Below are 23490 nucleotides of genomic sequence, written 5' to 3'. Positions count from 1 at the left end.
GGCGGTCAACGCCCTTTTCAGACAGAGATTTCTGGTGTAACATAATGGTATGCACCTTTCTGTTTGGAATGGGGATCTAGTCAATTTCCATTTTACCAAACGAAAGGTGTTTTTTTGTCAATTCGCTGATTTTTATGCTCAGAAGCCGCATGATGCAAGGTTTAAACTACAATTTCGAGCTGCGAAAGTTGAGTTATTAATAATCTTGTTAAGTATAGAAAACCGATTTGAAAAGGAGATTAGATTAGTATGGGTGGGAAAGTGATCACCGTATTGTCGACAAAAGGCGGTGTAGGTAAATCAACGCTAGCTCGCTTTATTGCAATTACTGCCAACGAAATCGGCAAAAAAGTATGCATTATTGATACATGTCAGAACTCCTCAATTGCTACAGGTTTTCTAAGAGATCGTGATTCGTTTAGCAAAAACGCATATGACTGGTTAATTGGTGAAGCAAAGCCGTCTGAAGTCATCAACCAATACGAGGACACCAGCATTTATTACATACCATCTGATGAGAGAATCGATGACTTTGAAGAATGGGTTGATCGAAAAATCCCTAAGCCACGGCAGTTGGAGGTACTAAAAACTAAAATCGAACCACTAAAAAAAATATTCGACTATATTGTTATTGATACTCACCCAAGTGAAAACTCAGACATTGTTAATTACTCTATTGCTGCATCTGAGTTTTGTGTCATACCGCTTGAAATAGATCTTGATGCTAAACTCGCTGCTAGTCGTTGTGTTGAGATTATTAGAGATTACCAGAATGCAGGGTATCAAATAGATTACGGTATAGTCTGGAATAAAGTTGAAATAACTAAAGGAAAAGCCAAAGCACAGTTAGATAAAATTAAGGAGGAACTTATTTCAAAGGGAATTCCTCCAGAAAAATTTATCGGTGACATCCGTTATTCAACAACCGTATCAACATCTAAAAACGATGGCATTATGCTAAATTCAGTAAATAATAAATATACACAAAATGTAATGAATGATATTCGAAACGTTAGCCAAAAGATATTTGCTCAGATAGGAGAAGTTTTCTCGTATGGATAAAATAGATTTGAATAAATTAGATATTCTGGATAATGATATCCAAAGTGAAATAGTGGAAAGTCAAAATAAATCTAGGCGAAATATTCTTAAGAAGTTTGAGCTAGAATCTGAGGAATCAAAAAAGCGAGAGAAAAAAGTAAAGCCTGTCAGTTTTGCTATCAGCTTTGACCTAGACGAAAAAATTGAACAGTATTGTAATTCTCGACACATGAAAAAATCGACTTTCGCTGTTTTAGCATTAGAAGAGTATTTAAAAAAAGTATTGGCAGACAGCAAATAATCGTATGTTGTGACTTTTATTAACCTTAATAGGGTTCACATTTTAAATATGCTAACATGTCAACCGGGGCAAGAGCCTTGGTACATAAGGGCTTTATGCATTCAAACAAATTGTACTTGGCCTCTTCCAGGACGGTCTCAAGTGTGGAGGGGCCTATTACAATGGAGAAGCATCCGGCAAAATAAAGGATAGCTTCTTTTCCTGCTTTCTTCGATAAATGAGCAACATGATACGGCAGTTTGCCAAGTAAGGTTTGCCTGTCGCTGCAGCCTTCACCGGTGATAACCCAATCCTCTTCAGCAATGTGCCGATTCAGGTTGGTCATTTGCTACACTATCTGGGCACCGGGCATAATCTCCGCTCCCAAAGCCATAAAGCAAATCCTAGCCCACCGGCAGCCCCCGCCCCGGGTAGATAACGCAAACTAAGGGATAACTGCTTCTCTACCAGTTCTCTATAAGCTCATTGGGTGATCGAATTGCAGAACTTGTTCGGGGGTAGCTCCTTTTTGCGGGCCAAATACATGGGAAGCGCCTTGCGGGCCAAGCAGTGGGTTCGTCACATCGCAAGCGATCGTCACCCGGCATTCCAAAAGTTGCGGACAAAAACCGGTACAATTTTCGCGAGTGGGGATTCTACGCGTATCGGCCAGAAGCATCGGGCAGCAGCAGAAGCGATTCGAACCAATCGGATCGTCATAGTAAACGAAAATACTATGACACGTTGGAGGAGCGTTGAGTTCGGCATTAATCTTTCTATTGATCATGACCACAAGGTATGGGAGTCAGTGTAGTTACCAGCCACCAAAATGAGGTTGAACCAAGAGATTATTGGAAGAATGACGATGGATCCTTTGAGCTAAACCAATTAATATTCCGGATAAATCATAGCGCCGATTTTAATGGCAGCAACTGCTCGTCCCTTGTATCGTCACTGTAATACAAGGTAATCATATCTTTTCTTCCAAAGTTTGATATGCTTGTTCATTGCCTCGTAAGCCCTATTAAGCTTGTCTAAACGATATCCAAATAAAAGTTCCAAATACGACTATTATCGCTAGGACACCAAGCTTCAGTGGCCTCATCCTTCGGGGAAAGGTCTTTCGTCATTTATATTCAGATATTTTAATTCTCCTCCTCTCCCCCCTTCTTTTAATTCCATCCATCCCACTTATACATACATAGACAGAATCAAAGAGAAGACCGCAAAACGACTTTTTCCCCGGACCATTGACGGGGAAATGATTCTGTACTTCATCCCTCGCCCTAGTAATAGCTACGTGCAGCAACCTGCATTCCTCGGCAATTTCCTCTGGGCTCTTAGCTGTATAGAACGGGACGATTACGTAGTTATCATTTAATATACCGATCGCCTGCTCGGTCCTTGTTATGTTATAATCTGCATTATGTCGAAAAGGGAGTGATCATTTGGATGAAGTGAATCGTTTCGCGATAAAGAGGTCATATTTTACTAATTATTGTATAGCCCAGTTCTTTTCATCGATTGCTTTCCAGATGGTCTCTGTGGCCATCGGCTGGCAGATGTATAACCTTACACACGATGCCTTCAGTCTCGGACTTGTGGGATTGGCGGAATTTGTCCCCATGGTACTGTTGACTCTGATTGTAGGGCAGGTCGCCGATCGTTTCGACCGCAGGAAAATTGTGGTTACATGCCAGATCGTTGAATGCGGATTTACCGCCTTACTGCTGATCGGAAATCTGGGAGGGTGGCTCGGAAGTAGTCAAATTTTGCTAGTCGCGGCCATTCTTGGCGCTTGCCACGCGTTTGAAGGGCCGGCTTCCACTGCTATTGTGCCCCAACTTGTCTCCAAGGAGATTCTACCGAAGGCGATTGCATGGAATACCTCAATTTGGCAGACATCTTCCATCTTGGGCCCGACTCTGGGAGGCGTGCTGTTTGCATTCGGACCCAGTATTGTTTACATCACCGCGGTTGCGGCGTTATTTGTCTCTGCCGTACTCATTTTTTTCATCCGCGTGGAACGTGGCGTCAGGAAGTCGGAACCTGTCTCCGTGCGCACGTTATTCTCGGGAATCGAGTTCGTATGGCGTCACCCCATAATCCTCGGCACCATATCACTTGATCTTTTTGCCGTGTTGCTCGGCGGCGCGACGGCGCTGCTGCCCATTTTCGCCCAGGACATTCTCAGCGCTGGTCCTTGGGGGCTTGGCTTAATGAGAACAGCGCCGGCAATAGGTGCATTATTGATGTCTCTTGTGCTGGCCCGATTCCCTCTCCAAAAGGCTGCAGGTCCCGCTTTATTCTGTGCGCTCGCGGTTTTTGGACTAGCAACGATCCTTTTCGCGGTTTCCACCAGCTTGACTGTGTCCTTATTTGCTTTATTCCTTACCGGGGCATCCGATGTGGTCAGCGTAGTCATTAGGCATTCGTTAGTTCAACTGCATACTCCTGACGAGATGAGGGGGCGAGTGAACGCGGTAAATTCCTTATTCATCGGAACATCCAATCAACTTGGTGAATTCGAATCTGGAACATTGGCAGGGCTTGTTGGAGCCGTTCCGGCAGTCATTATCGGCGGAATCGGAACGCTTGCGGTCGCCGGGCTGTGGATGATCCTGTTCCCTCAATTGCGGCGTCTGCGCGGGCTGACCGGAAGCTTGGAGGAATGAATTGGCGTAAAAATGGCTTCTTGCTGGCAAGACCCTGGAGCAAATGAGCACGAAGGAAATGAAGGATGCCGGTATTATGCCGACGCGTTCATATTCCCTTACGAGAAGACCGAGGGCTTGTCACTTGTAAACGGCGATACCATTGTCACATGACAACGATTCCAACTACTCAGCACCACCTCCGAGAACGGAACGGAAATGTGGACATTCAAGCTTCCATACACGGTCAAATAAGATCGGAATTCATAGCTACGATCCTCGGCAGACCATGCGTCAGCCGGTCTGTAAGCGGTTGTTCGAGTATGTATCGTTTTGCAATGTGATTCATGGACGTGTTCCCCCTTTTACGTATATTCTATTCGCCTAACACCTGGGATGCTTTTTTCATCCTTCGTAAAGCTTCCTGAAGTGCTAGTTTGTCTGAGTCCTGGAATGTATATAGAAGAACGCCACGTTGGATGGTCAAATCCATCCCTCTCACCAATAGCCCGTTCGTAATCTCCCCGTCTGATATAGCTTATTATCCATATATCACCACATAGTAGGGCTAAAGATAACCGCCTGTAAAAGCCGAACAGGCTACCAACTTGCGCCGGCAGCCTGGGTAAGGATCCTAGTTAAAACTTTTCGAACGGAAATCGCCCCACGGCCCGTTACTTTAGTTCAAGGGCGTCTACACTTCCACCCCAACATTGACCACCTTCACCTCAACCCCGAGGCTGCGCAAATGCTTCACATCCTCCTCTGTTGTCAGATCATCGGTAATGACGCAATGAATATGCTCTAGCGGGCACACGAACGCTTGCTTGACCTTCCCGAACTTGCTGTGGTCGACGATGAGCACCACCTTGGACGAATGGCTGATCATCTTCTCTTTCATTCGCGCGATGAGCAGATTCGGATCGGTCACGCCATGCTTGCAGTCGATCGCCGAAGTCCCGACGAAGCAAATGTTAGCCCGGAACTGGGAAATCATCTGCTCGGCGAGCGGCCCGACGATGCTCGCTTGCGGATCGGACTCGCTGAACGTGCCGCCGCATACAAAGACTGAGGAGCCGCCGCCCCGCGCCGCAAACATCTGATAAGCGATCTTGATCGAATTCGTAATAATCGAGATCGGCTGAATGCTCGTCAGCCTCTCCGCCAGCAGTTCGGTCGTCGAGCCCGCATCGATAAAAATCGTATCGCCCGGCTGAACCATCCCGCACGCCGCCTCGACAATCGCCAGCTTTTGCAGCAGGTAAGGATCGCCGCCCCTTACCGGCTCAGGCTTTCCCGCATCCACCGAATGATGAAGAATCGCTCCACCGTGCATGCGCTTAATCAGTCCGAGATCCTCCATCTTCGTTAGATCCCGCCTAACCGTCGCCGGCGATACATGAAGCAGATCACACAGCTCTTGAATGCCCAGCATCGTCTGCTGCTGCAGCAAGCTTATAATTTCGGAATGTCTCTCTTCCACGACAGATCATCCTTTTGATAAAGTGATATACCCTGAGTATATCATGTCATTATGATTGAAAACAATCATGAGTTTACAATTTTTTTAATTGATTTTTCTTTTTTTCGCTCATATCATTAAGCTTGTAGAGCAACGAAAGATCGAAATCAATCAAATCATCCTTAGAAGGAGCGTGTCCCATGAGCACACCGCATCAGACGACACTCACGTTTCTCGGTACATCGACGGCTACACCGGATTTGGGCAGCGATACGGCCAGCTTTTTGATCAACAATAAGTATCTGGTCGATACCGGCTGGTGCTCCGTAACCAACCTGCGCAATCTGGGCATCAATCCATCAGATCTTGAATACGTTTTCTTCACCCACTTCCATCATGATCACTACCTCTCCCTCCCCTCGCTCCTGTTTTATCTGATCAGCAAAAAAAGCCTATCGAACGTCACGTTCATTGGTCCCGTGGACGATTTGGAGCCGGTCATTCAACGCGCGCTCGACTTTCTTCAGGCTAAGCGGTTTTGGAAGGACCTCCAGTTCCCTAAGCTGGTGCCTCTAACCCCTGGCGAATCGTATGAAACGGACCAATTCAAAATCACCACCTGCCCCACTCTTCACCCTGTTCAAGGACTCTGCTACCGCTTTTATGACCATCTTTCCGGCAAGGAGTTTTCGTTCACCGGAGACACCGCCTATTTCCCGCCAATCATCGAGCATGTCAAAGGCACGCCGCTGCTCATCCATGAAGCCTCTGTGGGAGCGGCTGCAGCCAATCCAGAGAATAACTCCTACCTTCATTCCGGTGCAGTCGATGCGGCGAAGATCGCGAAGCTTGCGGAGGTCGGCCAACTGATGCTCATTCACGGTCCGCTGGGCAAAGCGAGCGAATGTGTAAAGGCCGCCAGCGACATTTTCCCGAACCCTGTCATTTGGCCTGAGGAGCGTAAACCGTACATTTTATAAATCCGCTTGACCAATCTTGATCTGGAGGGATCAGAGCATGGAAGACAATAAACCGTTGTCACGCAGAGATTTTCTGACCAAGGGAGTGCAGCTGGCGGGGAGCGCGTTCATGATGACGTCGCTTGGAAGCTTCCTAACTGCTTGTGGGAATGCCGTCACTGACTCGTCGGGCAAAGTGACCGGACTAGTGTTCCAAACGTGGACGATCGAGGCGAAGGAAGTTATTGAGACGCAGATCGGGCAGCTGAAGAAGCAGTTTCCGAACATTGACGTGGCGCTGGAAATCATGTCGTACGACGACTATTGGAAAAAGATCCCCATCAGCATCGCCGGCGGTGCGGGGCCTGATATCTTCATCATGACGCGTCCCAACTTCGAGGTGTTCGCCAAAGCCGGTCAAGCGCTCGACATTACGAAAGAGGCCTCTGCGTCCAAGGAGCTGCAAGCGAATCTGGCCGCCATGAATCCGGTGTTTGTCGACTCGTACAAATACAAGGGCAAGACGCAAGGCATCCCGTTCGGCGTCGATTCCGTTGTAGTGGCGGTCAACAAGACGATGTTCCAGAAGGAGGGACTCAAGCCCCCTACCGAAATGGAGAGCACCTGGACGTGGGACGATCTACGAAGCAATGCAGTCAAGCTGACCAAGCGCTCCGGCAGTGACACGACCCAATACGGCTATAACATCCCGACGAACCGCAACCCGATCTTCGAATATATCTGGTCCAATGGCGGCGACATTTTCAATGCGGATGGCGAATGTGTTTGGGCTTCTAAGGAAGGGCTCGAGGCGATGACGTTCCTGACGGACATGATGCTCAAGGACAAGGTGTCTCCGACCCCGACGTTCGCGAAGAGTCAGAAGAGCGACGACCTGTTCTTGTCCGGCAAAATCGCCATGATGCACGTGGGCAACGGTACGATTCCGAAATTTCGCGGTATCAAAGACTTTGAATGGGATCTCGTGGAAATCCCCCTGTCCCCCAAAACGAAAAAGCGCGTCGTCTCCACCAACGTGCTCGGCTATATCGTCGGCCCGAATGCGAAGGCGAAGCCGGAAATCATGCACTTCCTGGAGCAGCTGACCAGCCAGGAGTCGCAAAAGGTATACGCCGACAAAGGCGTGTTTATCCCGACCCGCAAGGATGCGCAGGATCCGTATTTTGCCGACCCGGTGCCGAAAAATCTCAAGTCGTTCCAACGCGCGCTGGCGTATGCCAAGCCGATGATTCTCAGCGAATATGTGCCTTATACGGATGTCGTAAGGGTGATTACGAATTATACGGAGCAAATTTTCGGGGGCAGCATGGACGTGGTGAAGGGCTGGACCGCCGCTCAGGATGAGCTCAACAAAATCTACAAAGAAAATAAAGCCAAAGGATAATCGCCTATGATCAACCGCGCCATGGTATCGGCCACCCCGAAAGCAAAGGCGACGGCAAACCGCCGGGCGAGGCGCGACAATTGGACCGGGTGGCTGATGGCTTCCCCTTGGATGATCGGGTTCGTGCTCTTTACGCTCGGCCCGATTATCATTTCCGTTGTCATTAGCTTCATGGACTGGAACCTCCTGGCCAAGCCCAAATTTGTCGGTCTCTACAATTATAAGAAAATGCTGTTTGACGACCCGCAGGTCTGGAAGTCGGCCTGGCTCACGACATACTATTCCATTGTGTCGGTGCCACTCCTGCTCATTTTCGGATTTTTGCTGGCGCTGATGCTGAACCGCAAGATTAGGGGCTTGTCCTTTTGGCGGACGGTCTACTATTTGCCTTCCATTATTAGCGGGGTTGCGGTCTCGCTCCTGTGGGAGTGGGTATTCAGCACCGACTTCGGCATTTTGAATTATTTGCTGCGTTTTATCGGCATTAGCAAAATCAACTGGCTCGGCAGCGAGCACTGGGTCATTCCGAGCCTCGTCATGATGAGCCTCTGGACCGTCGGCAGCAGCATGGTCATCAACCTCGCCGGCCTGCAAAATATTCCGACCAGCCTCTATGAAGCGGCCAAGGTAGACGGTGCTTCCTCGTTTAAACAACTGCTGCACATTACCGTGCCGATGATGACGCCGATCATTTTTCTCAACCTGATCACCGGCCTCATCCATTCGTTCCAGACGTTTACCAACGCCTATGTCATGACCGGGGGCGGGCCGAACAAGGCGAGTATGTTCTACATGCTCTATTTGTACATCAACGCCTTCGGCAGCTTCAACATGGGGTACGCGTCGGCGCTGGCTTGGATGTTATTTGTGTACATTTTGTTTTTGACGCTGATCGTGTTTGTCTCGGGTCGCTACTGGGTGCATTACGAAGGAGGGGACGGTAAAAGATGACTTCTACTCGCGCGCGCTTCGCGCTTGATCTGCTCACCTACTTGGTGCTGGCCGCCGGAGCGGTCGTCATCATGATCCCCTTGGTTTGGATGCTGTCCACTTCATTGAAGACGGAGGCACAAATTTTCAAATTCCCGCCGGAATGGTTTCCTGACCCGATCCTATGGAGCAACTATCCGAAATCGATGACCGGCTATGGGCTGCCGTTCGTGCGCTTTTTTCTGAACAGCGGATTTGTGACGGTGCTCTCGACGGTCGGCGCGCTGCTGTCGTCGTCCATCGTCGCCTTCTCGTTCTCCCGCTTATCGTGGAAGGGCCGGGACGTGCTATTCTTCATTGTCATCATCACCATGATGATTCCCCGCGAGGTCATTATCGTACCGGAGTTTATCGTGTTCAAGCTGGCTGGGTGGATTAACACGTACTTGCCGCTGATCGTCCCTTCCTTCTTCGGGCATCCGTTCTATATCTTCATCCTGCGCCAGTACATGATGGGCATTTCGCCCGAGATGGATCAGGCCGCTCGCATCGACGGCTGCAGCACGTGGCGCGTCTATTGGAACATCATTATGCCGCAGTGCCGGCTCGTCATTCTGACGGTCATTATCTTCTCCATTCAGGCGCATTGGAACGAATTCCTCGGACCGCTCGTGTACCTGAACAGCACGAAAATGTTCACGGTCAGTCTCGGACTCAGTATGTTCAGCGGTCAATACGGTACACAGTGGGGACTGCTCATGGCCGCTTCGCTGCTCGTGATGCTGCCGATCCTCATTTTGTTTGCCGTGGCGCAAAAATATTTTATCCAGGGGATCGTCATAACGGGAATCAAATAGACTCCTAGAGGGGAGGGGATCCCATGCGGATCGTCGTACTTGGTGATTTTCACCTCAACGTGAAGGAATTGGATTTAACGCAGCAAGCGATGGAGGATATCGCCGCCTGCTCCCCTGATTTGGTCGTGCCATTGGGAGATTTTGGATGCAACGCTTCCATTGGGGGCGTGGAAGGCTTGGAGCAGGCTTACCGGTATTTGGGAAGCCTGCCAACCCCTCTCCGTCCGATCCTTGGCAACCATGACATGCAGCGAGAAACCGGCCGCGGTCGGGGAACCCAGCCGAGAGGTACGATGGAGCGGGCGTTCCTGGAGCGGTTTCAGTTAGATGACTTGAACGGTGTTCAGGAATTCGAGACGTTTCGCCTGTTCTGGGTCGGCACGGATCTGCAGCCGCCCGACTCCTGTTATATGGAGCAGGAATGCTATGTGACGGATGAACATTTTGCAGCGCTGGAGCGCAAGCTGAAGGAACGACCTGGCGTTCCCTGCATTTTCTTCACCCACGCACCGCCGGCCGGGGCGGGCTTGCGTACGGTCCCCCGCGTGCATGTACGGGCGACCAACGCGTATTTGGATCAAAATCACCACTATGACCGGTGGATGAAGCTTGTGCGGGAGCATCCGGAAATTGTGATGTGGTTCTCCGCACATTACCATCTAGGCCATGATCATCCGGATTCAATGACGCTTCGGCACGGCACGACCTTCTTCATCACCGGTGTGCACGGGAGCTGCACCCGCGACGGCAGCCGACAGTCGCGGGTCATCGACATCGAAGGCGACCGGGTTCGTGTTAGCACGTTGGACCATACGCTCCGCAAGGTCCGCAAGGAAGCCGATTGGAGCGGCTTGCTGCAGGTCGAGGCCAAAGTCTTGGCTGGGCCTCCTGTTTCGGCGAATCAGCCGCGGTTGGTTAGCAGCTGTGCCATCGGGGACGAACCGGTCATCCCGGGCGGCCTGATCGCCCTTGATGAGGAACGCTGCTTGACGGCGACGCAGGACGGGTTTCTGTGGGAAATCCGCCCGTTGTACGAGGCGGTCATGGGCAGCCTGCATCTGGGTCCACCACTCTCCGCCGCCCTGCTCGCCGAGGACGGCGTCTGGCGGGTGTGGGACCACACCTTGGTTCGCTGCGATCCGGACTCGCTCTGGCGGTTTCAGCGGTATAAGCCGGAGGAGACGTACAAAGATATGACCGTACTCCAGCTTGAGCAACCGATCCGAGCCGTCGCTCCTCGTATCGACGGCGGACTCTGGATCGCTTGCGGCCGCGAGCTGCTTGCCGCCGGGCTGGAGGGCGCCGATTCCATCGGCCAGTTGCCCTCCCCCGTCCGCAGACTGATCGTCGACGGCTCCGACCTCTATGCACTGACGGAGGATGGCACCCTGTATCGTATGCTCCTCGAGAGCGGCGTATTGAAGGATACCGTGGAGTGCGGCCGGGGCTTTCTAACCTGGGATATCTTTAACGGCGCGGCCGCCGGTATCGCGTTGGATGAGGCTGGGGGAAGCTGCTTTGCGGTTTATACTTCGCCTACCGGGGAAGAAGCCAGCGTATCGCTTGGTGGCGATGCGGTGAGTGAGTTCACTGTAAGCGCGGCTGATGACGATGATACTATAGCAGGTCTTGTGGCAACTCCACCGCTCGACGTTTGTCTGCTGGAGCAGCACCGGGTACTGCTACACATTGGCGATGCTCTGTATGTGTGGACGATCGGCGAGCCAGCGCCCATCCGGCTGCCCACGGATACGGCCAGTGTTCACGCGGTGTCGCGAATGCCGGCTGGCTCACAGGCCTCCGCGCGGTTCGCCTTGTGCACAGCTGGTGATGGGATGCAAAGCCGGCCGCAGTTGCAGCTGTGGGAGTGGGCGAACGAAGCGCGTTAAAAAAAGGAACACTACGAATAATCTGACCCCTTAAAAAGAGCGTTTCTACTACCTTAGTCAGCCGACAAAAGATGATTCCTGTATTGATGTACAGGAGTCATCTTTTTTAATCCCCATTAGTATCTGTGGCTATTGTAATAACGAAGATAGTGATCGCAATTCGATTAAAGACGAGCAGCAGCGGCTTTTAACATGACCCTTCAGATGACTCAAAAACGGTGGGTAAAAAGAAATCTGCCAAGACCACAAACGGGAACAAGTATTTAAAATCTGCTTTGGTTGAAGCAGCCCATTCCGTTGCAGCATCTAAGAACTATCTAGGCGCGATGTATAGACGTACCATCAGCAAGGTAAGAAACGAGCAGCAATAAACGTAGCCCATGCTATGTTAAGGATTGCCTACTATCTCTTAACTCGTAAAGAAATGTATGTCGATCTCGGCGAAGATTACTATGACAAACAGAAACAACAGTCCATTGTAAAGTATGCTGTGCGAAGACTGAATGCTTAGGATACTCAGTAACAATTGCAGCTACTTCCTAATTCCATGGATTGTGATTTCCCACCTTCTGACGCTTTTCAAAAAATGAATGAACTGCGTCCTCTTTAGTGCGGACTTTTTCAGTAACTGCGATTTTAATTTTCATGGGAGCTCAATAACCCTTTAGCGTAATCCTGTAACCGCGTAATAACATGGCAAACAAATTGAGATAGGAGTAGAAAATTTTTCTTTGAATCGATCGTCTAGTTCAGGATGGGAATTACCATCAAAAAGAATCAATTCTCTTTCTTCCTTCTTGTCACCACAAGACTGACAATGTGCCATAATTTCTAACTCCCTTCAAATCCTTTCGGTGCATTTATTCATCCTTAGTAGTTTTCGAGAACAGCGGCAGGAATGGGAATGACGGCGGAAGTTATTGAAAATCTGATTATGGTATTTTAATAAGAACTGTGCATTAACAGCAAGCGAATGCCCGGTCTCTAGATACGTTCCAGCACATCATAAACATTATTAGAGGAAAGCGACTTCTTTGCTTCCGGCATATCCTTGGGTAAGAGATTATTCATCTGCCGAAGCTTACGTGGGATGAAAAAGGATAGCTCCCATCTAAACAGGATTATTTTTAGAACAACAACTAATGCGACTAATCGCCATACGGCAGAACAAATTGAAATATCAGACAAACTTGTCACCCCTTTCTATTCCTATTTTACCTGATGTTCCGTGATCACTCTACTCTCGCCCCCCTCCCCTTCCCTTTTCATCACCCCGGAGAACCTCCTTTAGCATAGGGCCATTTATCCATTTGTCCATTTGTCCCTTATTGATACACTGCCAGAAGGATAGGGGATACGGCAGAACGATTTCCACGGAAGTGTGATGGGGAGCTGATCAATACTTCATCCCGCGCTCTGGTAATAGCTACATGCAGAAGTCGGCACTCCTCGGCAACTTCCTCCGGGCTTTTGGCCGTGTAGAAAGGAACGATGTTTTCAGAAGCTCCAACAATGTATACAGTCTCGAATTCAAGTCCTTTTGACCGGTGCATGGACATGAGGGAGACACCCCTTGATTTCCCCAAAATGAGATTGCGGCGTTTCTAAATGATTCCCTGAACGTATCGAAAAAAACAATTCGATGTTAGTATGGTTGCGGGCGTACACGATGAGGATATCCAGGTCTTCTTCAAACCGCCGATCCAAAGCTACTATTGTTGACTGCTTTGGTTGTGACAGCATCACTGCAATCGATCGAAGGATATCCTCCGGTCGGCCCGGTCCACGTAATAGCTCAACGCGCCCTTTGATTCGCTCCTTCTCCTCGAATGACAGATACGGACACCCGACAAGTGCCCCGATCTCTGGTTTTCCAGACCCCGCTCCTGTGAGCCATTGAATTGTCCATTCCCGCGGCACCCACAAGCTAGCTAATACACCATCTAATGCGGTTCCATTGCATAGTTCACATTAGCCATGATGCATTGCATGCTGAATCGTTCGTACAAGTCGGCTCTAAGAAATCACCCTTGATCGGCACACCCTTGAAGACCCCTCCATTATCATTGAACGTGATGCGACAAATTCTAATAACATTAACAAATGAGTGTGGGCATCTGGCAAAGAATGGTGTGCTCTTCATTGTTAAGCAAGCAATACCAATACATGAAAAGCGATTCGGTATTTCTGGATCTTCGCGTAAGAATTCCAAACTAATTTCTCAAAATTCCTTCCAGGGTGCAAAAAGTGACTAGCAATCGCGTGCGTAACCTGACCCGCCGGGGACCTCTTAGATTGCAATTAAATGGTGGGTATTCGCTTTGTAAAGCTTATAAGCCATATATTAATGGCGATGTTCTGTTCTTGTAGTTGAGTGGTGTTTGGCGCGATACAGGGGTGGATCGGGCAATGATTTTCTGGGGATATTAAAACTATTAAAATTATTAAAGATATTAAAGATATTAATTTTATTAAATTTATTAAACTGATCAAAATTATTAAACTGATTACGTTAACGGCAAAGATCATAGCAGTTTGCGTGGTCGCCTATGCCTTCAGTCCGGTGAATCTCATACCTGATTTCATACCCGTAGTGGGGTATCTGGATGACCTGCTCCTTGTTCCTCTGGGGGTATATCTAACGCTCCGTCTTTTTCCTTCTGAGGTCTTGGAAGGATACCGGGCGCAGGCGGAGGAACGGAGAAAAGCCAGGAAGCCCAAAAATTGGTTTACTGGGGCATTAATCATCGGTTTGTGGCTTGCTTTGGCGCTATGGGCTTGTCTGTACTTATATCATCGTTTTTTTGGTTGAGTGACGCAGCAAGCTTTCAACCATCTTTCTCGTCATTGCGATGTCTGCTTTTTTCTTCGATTCCGCTCTTTTTAATCATCTTACGTTTGGTTAAAAATCTCATTACGAGGGTTACCAAGTTGACCTTGATCGCTTAGTAGCCATTTTACGAACGATGCTCTTCCGGGCGGACCGGCCTTTATCACCAACAAAGACGATTGTCGCCGCATAGTCAGGATTCATCCAGTCCCACCGGATCGGCGCCCCGGACCGGATTCCATCCAGTACGCTGCCCATTATCATATCACTTTTAAGACGCGTGTGATTGTCCATAATGAAATCTCCTCATGAAAAAAACACCGATAGGCATGGTTCTCCCATACGCTAACGGTGCTTCCGCTCGCTCCTAATTTTTTTGGTTTCTCTATTATATTCAATTAATACTCAAGAGATCAGTGGATCCGCGTCTTATTTCCCCTACGGTGCCATTGCTGCTGCCTTCTTGTCCATCTCACCTCGCAATGCAGCGAAATCGGAGATTTTGTTTTTGCCCGAGGTTTTGGATAAATACATGGCATCATCCGCTTGTCGAATAAATTCATCTGCATCAGTAGCATCGCTATTAATCCGGCTGAATCCAACACTAACCGTAATTGGGTAATATCCATCTTTTTTTGATTCACTTTCGATTCTCGCGCGGTACTTTTCCGCAACGATCGCAGGGTCGCTTCGATGATCGGTATGATCGGTAATGAGTGCAACAATTTCCTCGCCTCCGTACCGACCTCCGATACCAATTTCGTCGCAAACCTCTTTCATGATTTTTGCCGCCAGTTTAAGCATGATATCACCAATTTGGTGTCCTTGCGTATCATTGAGACGTTTGAAATTATCGAGATCACTAAAAATCACCGAACAAGGTTTTCCAGCAGCTATGGCTTCGTTCACCTTCTTCTTGAAGTAATGCTTCTGATACAGGCCTGTTAAGCCATCAGTCACCGAAGAATAGGAAACGGCTTGCATCAAGTCTATGATTCTATCAAATAAAATAATGAACAACATAGAAAGTGTGGCTAAGCCTAGCGTAAAGGACACAATCAATAGGAACGGACTTTCAAGGATACTATATAAAAGAACGCTGATCGACGTACATACATTCAAAATGAATACCGCGAGAAATTTTTCCCTCTTGGTCAATCGTGGTAAGGCCCCGAAATACAAGAAGACTGTAAAGCCTATGTTCAGTATAGTTAGTGCAATCCCAACAAAAAGTGCAGAAACGAAGAAAAAGAAGCTGGCCAATAGTAACGATCCCGCGGTAGCCAAGAGGAATACGTAAAACTCTTTTTTCAGCTTTGGATTAAAAATGTGAAAGAATCCGCCTTGGAGCAGAATAAAGGAGAGGAGATTCACAAAAGATTGCATCGGCCCTATGACTGAAGGTTTACTTCCGCTTCCTGTAAGGAATACGAGTATCAATTGGGATAAAAGCGCCATACCCGTAGAGACAGTGAAAATTAAGTACATGTTGCCTCGCCATCTACGATATAACATGTAACCCATGGTAAACATACAGCCGAGAACAGATAATATAACTAAAGCTGGTATGATTGCAGGATTAAAATTCATTACGGTCACCCTTTGTTTTCGTTATAGAGGGGAGCGGGCACTTATAGCATAAGCATACGCATCGTCGAGCGATTTATCTTCCCTAATTACCTTATACATTCGCTCCAGCTCATTGGTGCTAAGCTTACGGAAACGTGATGTTGGCACAAGAAATTTGATCCAAAGTGCCTTACTTAGCCTATTATAAGCTATACGATGCTGCTCTCTTTCTTCCGATTCCTTCGGGAGTTGCCCTGGAAGATTCTCCGCAAGAAACGTCTGATCCATCTGCTGCAGTGATTCCTCCAGTGCTTTTCGAACCTCTATATTTCCCGAATACAGTAGGATGTTTCGCTGCAGTATATCTTTAACAACGGTATAATTTACTTTCAAAGAAGTCGCCTCCTAAATGTTCTTCATCTTATTAAAAAAATAGGCCGCAGCAATGTGCTGCTGCGGCTACTACCTTTACCGACCGACTCCCATGTAATCGTTACGGATACTGTAATCCGCATCATAGAGGAGAAGATCGCCACTTTTGAAGTTGAGCATTCGCCCTCTCCAGTCCGTTGCTGAGTTTATCTGCCCCTCAACGGCCCACATATTCGTTCGTGGTGCGTTGTAACCAAGAACCTTTGTCGTCGGATCATAATTTTTCAGAGTGTAAATGCCGAAGTTTACGACGATGTAACCATCTTTCATAAACTCAGATTCAAACCCCGTCAGCGATCCGTGATACTGATCGGCCAAGGTCAAAATATTTGTCCCCGCTGGCAGAATGTACGGAGCGATCGGGATATGGTACTCCCCATACCACTGCTGTACACTTCGCTGCGCAGCGGCAGCGTTCGCTCCTGCCGGTACATCGCCAATGAGGGTCCGAGATTGATACGAAAGATGAATGTCACCGTATCCGCTCCCAAGAGCAACCTGTCTGGTGCGGAACATCTCGTAAAATCGAGCCCACGTCATTGTCGATCGCTCAAACGGCGTCAAAATGTTGGTGTACTCGTAGCCGGCTGCATCATCAATTTCCGCATCCGTTACATTCCGGAGCGGGTCTGCCAACACGTATTTCGGTTGGTACAAACTCACATCTTCCGCTGACCCAACTTTTATCATCTTATTCGATGAACCACTGGTATCGTAGTACAAGTCGACTTTTGTGGCGTTGCCCCCGGCTTTCGGAATGAACCAGAAGGTTGGATCAATCTTGATTCCATCGCCCCTGCCCCAATATGGACCAATCGTTTTAAAGCTAAAGTACAACGCATAACCATTATGCACGACGGCAGCTGGTTGACCCGGATGGGATCCTGGTCGAACGGGCAATATCCAAGTGTCCTTGCCATACATTTCCGTTGGTGCACCATTCTCGTCGCGTCCACCAGAAAAATACTCATTGCCTGTCGGCAATTTCGATCCGCGTGCTGTCCGGAATACATCTTCAAATCTCAAATCCCCGATATCTGAAATCCGGAAATCGAACACTCTGCCCGCCACGCTTACGTTCAGGTAGTCTTCACGGCAAGTGCCGTACATACATTGCTTCGCATAGACCGCAAAGGTTCCTTCATCGTTCCACGTTGGCATATAGAATGTGGCAATCGCTCCGACATCGATGAGGGTATTACTTGGGTACAGCTGCGACATGTCGTTGCTATAGACATCAAACGGGAATAAGACATGTCGATCAAAATTGTACGTTCCATCAAAGCGGATCGTGATGTGCCGATCAAGAACGACGACCGGATAACTATCAGGATTCATTCGCTGGTCAAAATCCGTGTCGGTATCAATTGTTGGTGGCGGTGGACTTGGAACAATGAGCATCCAGGCCTGCGGAGACCAATTGGACTCGGCGCCGTAATTGTCCCACACCTTAACTCTAACACGCATTTTTTGGCCCACGGGTAAGTCGATCCCTACTGGCAAACTACCTACGTTAGATGTTGTGTTTTCCCATACCTTTCCGCTATCCCAAATCATGACGGTATTATCTTCGTTCGTAATTTGGATTTCATCGTATAGGAATACAGTGCCAGGGTCCGGGTCAGTTTGGCTCCAAACCATCGTCGGTCGAACCGTAGTAAAGATGGTTGGATCAGCCTGAGTACCCCATGGATTACTCATATACGCAGCAGGAGGGCTATTCGTGGCCATCCAGCCAATCGTACTCCAAGGCGACCATAAGCTACCGTCATCAGCGATTTGCACTTCCACTTGATATTTCTGCCCCATCGAAAGCGGCAAATCCATTGTCCAAGACCAAGAAGTACCTTTCGTATTCATGGAACGATTCTTGACGCACTCTATACAATTACCCCATTCGTCTTTAATGTTCAGATTAAAGACAGTATAGGTTGTATCTGGATCGGGATCCCACATATTCCATGTTATCGTAGGAATCAAGCTGACCGGCGTTGGGTTCACATAGGAACCAGTTGGGAACGTCAGGGCAACAACCGGTGGATTGTTCGGTGCAGCTGTCGCAGAAATGGAAATCGTTTGCTCGTAGTAATCTGACCAAGCATTGTATTCGTCGCCCACAGCTTTCCCAACAATATACGACCCGGTTTCCGTTGGGCTTTTGAGTCTACCCTGCACAATTGAACCACTCGGCGTAATGTAATAATACTTTTCAGCGTAGATTCCGTTATTGGTCGTGTAGCCTGCCTGACAGCTTCCGTGCGAGTAGCATCTATCCGGATCATACGAGTAGTCCGTCCAGGCCACGGTGTTGCTGCCAGTTACAGCGACCGTGAATATCGAAATCGGTCTACGGTGAACAATGAGATACTTTGTTGCGTAATCCGAATATTTTGAGTACGTTTGGAATAATAAATCCCCGTAAGCAATCCGGTGATATGGGTGTGTATCATCGGGAACACGGTAATCAATCTTGTACACCCCGACTTTATCAAATCGAGGGAACACCGTGTTGACCGTTCGCCCATCGAGCGAAGAAAGACCTGATTTTCCATCCCCAGCATCTAAAAATTTCGTTGTATCGACGTGATGGTATACCCACTGCGTTCCTGAATCCAATCGCGGATCGTGTTCGGGGTCTTCATAGGTTGCGTCATACGTCACATCCGTATCAACAATGGCTACGCCAGGCGTATCAAATTCCGTACCCGGAGTGCTTTGCATGATCGATACGCCCTTGAACTCCGTACCATCCGCGGTGGAGTACGGTCCGATGGACCCTGTCGTATACGTCCCATCGTACACATCAAGAGCTAATCCACCGTCTTCGTACACTTTAATATGCGTCCCGGATATTTTGACTTGATACGATATCCATTTTTCAATGGGAATCGTCCGAGACACCTGCTGCAGCACCGTCTTTCTTCCGTTGACAATCTTTACTACGGAAATGTAGCTACCGTAAGCTTCCACGCGGTACATGCTCTGGGCATTTTGAATTTTAAAGCCCATACCCGCTGAATAGTTCGGATGAAGCTTGGTGTTAAATCGCATTAACCATGATACCGTACCATTGGTAAGTGGAGTCGATCCGGCGTTTATCAATTGGCCAAAGGTAACGGATTCATTAGAATAGCTAGACTGACCCGTGTAAGGCGTATAGCTAAATATGGATGAGCCAACCAAATAATCCGTATCATTTAAGAATCGAACATCTCTTGGGCTTAGAGCAGAAACACCTACGGCTGTCCCTGAATTATAATCTGTCATAGGGTAGGTTATTGCTGTCTCTTGGCAAGACCAGGTCGATCCGCTTTCACTATCCGTACAAGTCGTCCAATACGTGTTCGATGTATATTTAGGATAGTACCCATTTTGTGACACACTTAGTGCAGCCTTATTCTCTGGCGGGCTATAACCCACCGGTTGGCTAGACAACATACTCCCATTTGTTGCGTCTATCCAATAATCATAAGGTGGGTAGGCCGTGCTCCAGTCTCCGGAATCTGAATCAGATCCGCATGGACAATCGTAATAGGCATTACGATGGATTTTCACGTAATGTCCATCTTCCGCTACCTCGACAACCGAGTCCGATACACCCGATTTGATTTGGGTAGGTATTCCAGACACCACATCAAATTTGACCAGATTAGGCACTCCACCATACGTTATGAGGCCGTAGTAATTTCCCATGCCATCTTGCTGGCATGCACCTGATTTTGAGCAAAAAAGGTTATCAAACGGTCCCACAGAAACGCTGCTGTAAGGATTACCTACATAGACCGCTTCACTATACTGCGGTAAAGCCGGAATGGTAGTGTAAGACTGCACATCATACGGATGAAGCATATCTGATTCATGATACGAACTAATGGTTCTAGTTGTTAGATCGATTTCTTTGTAGTCCGTACCAAATTTTAGTTTTGCAGTATGGCCAAGCTGTCTGCCATTTGAAAACTGTGGGAGTGTTCCCGAGATATAAGATCCGGATACGTACCCACCAGTTCTAGTCAAACCGTAAGTAACATTCCCCGTAGCATGCACGCTTTTATCCGAAAGGTGATAGCGCATCCAGCTAACCGGCATGGAATCGGATCCGGCGTATGCCACACCGACTTTAGTTACGATTTCTTGCAGATACGGATCGTATTCATAGCTGCCTCCCCATGTGCTGCCTAAATTGATCGGGCTATGGTAAGGACTCACTACCGCATACTGACCTAATCCCATGTTCAAGATTACAAACAATTCATCATTCCCCAAGTACTCAAGCACACTGGAGATTGGGTAACTTGGAGACAGAGAAATATTTCTTTGGCTGAACCCCCACGTGCCGCCCAGAGGAATAGAGTACGATGGTGTTCCGTTTTTTCTAATAGCACTCATGAGTGTTCCACCGGGTCCTCTAGACCAAGTGTTTAACGTTGCCCATTTATCCAAACTTGTATTCGTCCATCCGAGCAACTGATCTGTTGAGTAGCCAATGATCGTCGATGGATTCGGCTCCTCAGCAGTTCCCGTTACCGTAAAATCGACCGTAGGATTATCATTAATTACTTCCACGGTATAGTCCTGCGAAGCGTTTTTGCCATAATCCTCTTGGGCGAACACTCGGAAACAATACTTCCCGACCAATGTCGGCGTAAAAGCAAACAGCTGATCATCGGAGGAAATCAGGTTCTCCATCGGATTACACGATCCGCTGTTATTCGCATCGTATCCATAATTGACTCGATAGATGACAACCGTGTCACCATCCGGACTGTAGGAATTGTTTTTAAAATACTTCGTTGACCGTGTCATGGTTGTACTGTAATCAAACTGAATGACAGGTGGTGCATCCGGCAAGATCGTTACTGAATGCAAAGCTGGATCTACCGACTTTAGGCCGGTATTATCGAAGACATTCAGAAAAACCTTTGCTGTTCCTGGTTTACTAAACGATGTTGGCAATCCTGATATTGTTGCCGATGTGCCATCACTATAGTTTAGAACGCTCCACCATTCATCTTTTGTGTGGTCGATAGTTCTCCCTGGAACGGGAGAATAGCTACTATTGCCGTCGAGCGGTGGATTCAGCGTCCGCCCTTCCCGTACAGTACTGGCCCCGTTAATAATTGGGATCGGCTCAGGTCCGACAACCGATACCGAAGTACAAGCTTTCTGAGATACTCCCCCATTATTATCTTTGGCTACCGCACAAACATCATGCGATCCAACGACACTCGCGACTATGCTTGTGTATTGGGATGCAGTATACGGAGAAGACCATCCTTTCAGTCCAGGCAGCGATTTGACCCATGTGCTGAACGACGATCCAAAGTACCATTCAAAGGTGACTGGATCACCGTCCGGATCGCTGTACGAGAGCACCCTCAGATTTAGCGTATCTCCAACAATCGCTGTACTTATTGCATTACTTGGATCACTAGGCTTTACCCATCCGATTTGCAGCTGCGGCGGTTGATTGTTAAACGTAATTTCAAACGTTTTCCATACGGAGGTGTGCTCCCCACAATCTGTTTCGACGATCATACCGACCGTTACCGTTCCCGGAGTAAAAGCCGCAGCTCCCGGCCTTGTAGGATAGGGATACCCCATGGGAACGCCTGCTGTTTTATCTGTGATGTCGGAGTATAACCAACGTGCTTCATCTGCGGCGCCAGGGCGTTGGTAAACTTCAAAGTGATGCTTGGTATAGTTACAGGCTCCGGTCACATTAATTTTGGTTGGTGTGAAGGTATTGAAATCCTTCCACGGCATGGTCGACTTCAAAATGGTAAAGTCTGCATCAATGTTCGGGCTTGGTTCATTCGGTGGTGGGCCACCAGAGCATCCCCCTGGTGCCATTACCGTTACTGCCTGATCAAGCGTATTGTTTCCTTCACCTGCGCCTTCGTCGATATCACCATCTATGTCTACAATGAATTTAAAACTGTAACTACCGGCAGTACTAAACGTATGGTTAAAGGTTCCGGATTTCTCATGTGCAGAACCAGATAACAGGCCGTTCGCAATAAAAGGACTATTGGCTACATCGGTACCGCCACTCGTGACTCGACTTCTAAAGGATTGGGAAGTATCTGTTCCATTATTTCGAACCGTATAAGTGAACGTGGTTGATACGCCAGCCTCGATGCAGGCCGTTCCGCTGGTAATGCTAACCGGAATCAGATCTGGCTTTTGCGGATCTTCGTATGTTACTTTGATTTCACCCTTGTAGTGATAGGTATACGCTTCCCAGTAGGTGGTGGAACTCAAATAGTAGTTACGACCCTCAACCCCAGATGTGGTCGGTCCGCACGTTGCTACGAGGCACTCATAATCAAAAGTTGGATCACTGTTATAAGAATCAAGCATACGCCTAACGGAGATTTGCCCATAGCCGTCTTGACCTTGACCATAATAGTAGGGGTACGTATTATCCGATAACCCCTCCGCGTCTACTATTGTGATTGAGTTGCTGATGACGTATGGTTTTAATACTTGGTATGCATCATATTTTGTTTTCCAACCATCACTTCTAATATCTACCACATCACCGTTTGGCAACCTTTCTGGATAAAACGAATCCGGTGGTTTGGCACTATTAGAATATGTCACTGCTGAGCCTTCGTCATTGTAATTCTGGTTTTTCAGATGGGGAACAGAGTAATAATACCTTAGTTTATCTGGATACGGCTGATTGGATTGTCCTGTTGTCATGTTATATCCTGAAGAGGGTATTACTCCCGGTACCTCGGACACGCCGTTACCGTCCTCATCTGCGCCGGTAAACTGAAATTTATCTGTGTCCGCGCCTTGGTTTTGCCACTTCTTCCCGCTTAAATCCCGCCATATGGCATGACCAGGATCGGTCTTTTCTCTCCCAATCACTTTCTCCTTTAGGCCGCCGTGAGCGGACATGGTAAATGTCAATGTATCTGAACCCGAGCTATATGTTCCGGTTCTTCCTTGCGAGACACCACCGACAATAAGCTCCCAATCTGTAACAATCTTTCCTGAAAGCCCTAGTTGCTTACTACCCTCTAATGTGCCTGACGCGGCATAGCCGGCGTCAAATGAAACTATGAGCGAATTTGGAGACGAGGCAAATGTAAGCAGCGGAAATACAAGGTTAGCGATGTCTAATAAAAGAATAAAGATGACCAATGCTTTCCCAAAGCACCCTCTCATATAAAA

Annotated in this window: 19 protein-coding genes; 10 read left to right on the top strand and 9 right to left on the bottom strand. The window is 48.1% G+C overall.

The features are described from left to right. The first annotated feature begins 249 nt into the window (after positions 1–249). Together FPZ49_RS24545 and FPZ49_RS24540 are read left to right on the top strand one after the other, a co-directional pair. A complete protein-coding gene (locus FPZ49_RS24545) occupies positions 250–1062 on the top strand; it encodes a ParA family protein (protein WP_144852045.1) in 813 nt (270 codons plus the stop codon). Beyond that, complete coding sequence (locus FPZ49_RS24540; protein ID WP_144852043.1) at positions 1055–1342, top strand: hypothetical protein; 288 nt, start codon at positions 1055–1057, stop codon at positions 1340–1342. The genes FPZ49_RS24545 and FPZ49_RS24540 overlap by 8 nt, the downstream gene beginning before the upstream one ends. 25 nt (positions 1343–1367) lie before the next feature. On the opposite strand, the gene FPZ49_RS37585 is transcribed toward FPZ49_RS24540, so the two are convergent. Genes FPZ49_RS37585 through FPZ49_RS37575 form a run of 3 tightly spaced genes read right to left on the bottom strand, consistent with a single transcriptional unit; the run spans position 1368 to position 2000 of the window. Next, a complete protein-coding gene (locus FPZ49_RS37585) occupies positions 1368–1667 on the bottom strand; it encodes a glycerate kinase (protein ID WP_144852041.1) in 300 nt (99 codons plus the stop codon). An 8-nt stretch (positions 1668–1675) separates the two neighbouring features. Next, on the bottom strand, positions 1676–1792 hold the full coding sequence (locus FPZ49_RS37580; protein ID WP_391563864.1) for a hypothetical protein: 117 nt from the start codon (positions 1790–1792) through the stop codon (positions 1676–1678). A 4-nt stretch (positions 1793–1796) separates the two neighbouring features. Further along, positions 1797–2000, bottom strand: coding sequence for a glycerate kinase (locus FPZ49_RS37575; protein ID WP_391563862.1), 204 nt, complete (start codon positions 1998–2000; stop codon positions 1797–1799). Here FPZ49_RS37575 and FPZ49_RS37570 point away from each other — a divergent pair. Then, on the top strand, positions 1938–2135 hold the full coding sequence (locus tag FPZ49_RS37570; RefSeq protein ID WP_391563861.1) for a sugar diacid recognition domain-containing protein: 198 nt from the start codon (positions 1938–1940) through the stop codon (positions 2133–2135). The two genes, FPZ49_RS37575 and FPZ49_RS37570, sit on opposite strands and share 63 nt — an antisense overlap. Positions 2136–2778: 643 nt before the next feature. Beyond that, a complete protein-coding gene (locus FPZ49_RS24520) occupies positions 2779–3996 on the top strand; it encodes an MFS transporter (protein ID WP_261381591.1) in 1218 nt (405 codons plus the stop codon). 673 nt (positions 3997–4669) lie between these two features. Here the strand turns inward: FPZ49_RS24520 and FPZ49_RS24515 are convergent. Continuing rightward, positions 4670–5458, bottom strand: coding sequence for a DeoR/GlpR family DNA-binding transcription regulator (locus tag FPZ49_RS24515; RefSeq protein WP_144852035.1), 789 nt, complete (start codon positions 5456–5458; stop codon positions 4670–4672). Positions 5459–5637: 179 nt separating this feature from the next. Between FPZ49_RS24515 and FPZ49_RS24510 the strand changes: the two genes are divergently transcribed. The 5 genes from FPZ49_RS24510 to FPZ49_RS24490 are packed head-to-tail and all read left to right on the top strand — an operon-like array spanning position 5638 to position 11477. After that, positions 5638–6417: an MBL fold metallo-hydrolase gene (locus FPZ49_RS24510; protein ID WP_144852033.1), complete on the top strand. Its 780-nt coding sequence runs from the start codon at positions 5638–5640 to the stop codon at positions 6415–6417. Positions 6418–6454: 37 nt separating this feature from the next. After that, positions 6455–7801, top strand: a complete 1347-nt coding sequence (locus FPZ49_RS24505) for an ABC transporter substrate-binding protein (protein ID WP_144852031.1) — start codon at positions 6455–6457, stop codon at positions 7799–7801. Between the two features lie 6 nt (positions 7802–7807). After that, positions 7808–8752 (top strand): carbohydrate ABC transporter permease, encoded by a 945-nt coding sequence (locus FPZ49_RS24500; protein WP_261381586.1) that lies wholly within the window; start codon positions 7808–7810, stop codon positions 8750–8752. Beyond that, positions 8749–9588, top strand: a complete 840-nt coding sequence (locus FPZ49_RS24495; RefSeq protein WP_144852029.1) for a carbohydrate ABC transporter permease — start codon at positions 8749–8751, stop codon at positions 9586–9588. Before FPZ49_RS24500 ends, FPZ49_RS24495 begins: the two co-directional genes overlap by 4 nt. A 23-nt stretch (positions 9589–9611) precedes the next feature. Next, entirely contained in the window at positions 9612–11477 is a 1866-nt protein-coding gene (locus tag FPZ49_RS24490) for a metallophosphoesterase family protein (protein ID WP_144852027.1), read from the top strand. A gap of 1325 nt (positions 11478–12802) precedes the next feature. On the opposite strand, the gene FPZ49_RS37565 is transcribed toward FPZ49_RS24490, so the two are convergent. Continuing rightward, positions 12803–13063, bottom strand: a complete 261-nt coding sequence (locus tag FPZ49_RS37565) for a 3'-5' exonuclease (RefSeq protein ID WP_391563860.1) — start codon at positions 13061–13063, stop codon at positions 12803–12805. A gap of 839 nt (positions 13064–13902) precedes the next feature. Here FPZ49_RS37565 and FPZ49_RS24475 point away from each other — a divergent pair. After that, complete coding sequence (locus tag FPZ49_RS24475; protein ID WP_315899203.1) at positions 13903–14289, top strand: YkvA family protein; 387 nt, start codon at positions 13903–13905, stop codon at positions 14287–14289. A gap of 111 nt (positions 14290–14400) precedes the next feature. Here FPZ49_RS24475 and FPZ49_RS24470 read toward each other — a convergent pair whose 3' ends face one another. The 4 genes from FPZ49_RS24470 to FPZ49_RS24455 all read right to left on the bottom strand — a co-directional run bounded on the left by FPZ49_RS24470 (position 14401) and on the right by FPZ49_RS24455 (position 23484). After that, positions 14401–14601 (bottom strand): hypothetical protein, encoded by a 201-nt coding sequence (locus FPZ49_RS24470; protein ID WP_144852023.1) that lies wholly within the window; start codon positions 14599–14601, stop codon positions 14401–14403. Positions 14602–14745: 144 nt separating this feature from the next. Further along, the gene (locus tag FPZ49_RS24465; RefSeq protein WP_144852021.1) at positions 14746–15897 is read right to left on the bottom strand and encodes a GGDEF domain-containing protein; all 1152 of its coding nucleotides are present in this window, start codon (positions 15895–15897) and stop codon (positions 14746–14748) included. Positions 15898–15918: 21 nt separating this feature from the next. Beyond that, a complete protein-coding gene (locus FPZ49_RS24460; protein WP_144852019.1) occupies positions 15919–16269 on the bottom strand; it encodes a hypothetical protein in 351 nt (116 codons plus the stop codon). A 75-nt stretch (positions 16270–16344) separates the two neighbouring features. Then, positions 16345–23484 carry a CARDB domain-containing protein gene (locus FPZ49_RS24455; RefSeq protein ID WP_144852017.1) on the bottom strand — a complete coding sequence of 2380 codons (7140 nt, stop codon included), beginning with the start codon at positions 23482–23484 and terminating at the stop codon, positions 16345–16347. Positions 23485–23490 lie beyond the last annotated feature (6 nt).

The organism is Paenibacillus cremeus, from assembly GCF_007786445.1.
GTDB lineage: Bacteria > Bacillota > Bacilli > Paenibacillales > NBRC-103111 > Paenibacillus_G > Paenibacillus_G cremeus.
Note: the sequence above shows the minus strand (reverse complement) of the source record. Positions and strands in the feature narration are given on the sequence as shown.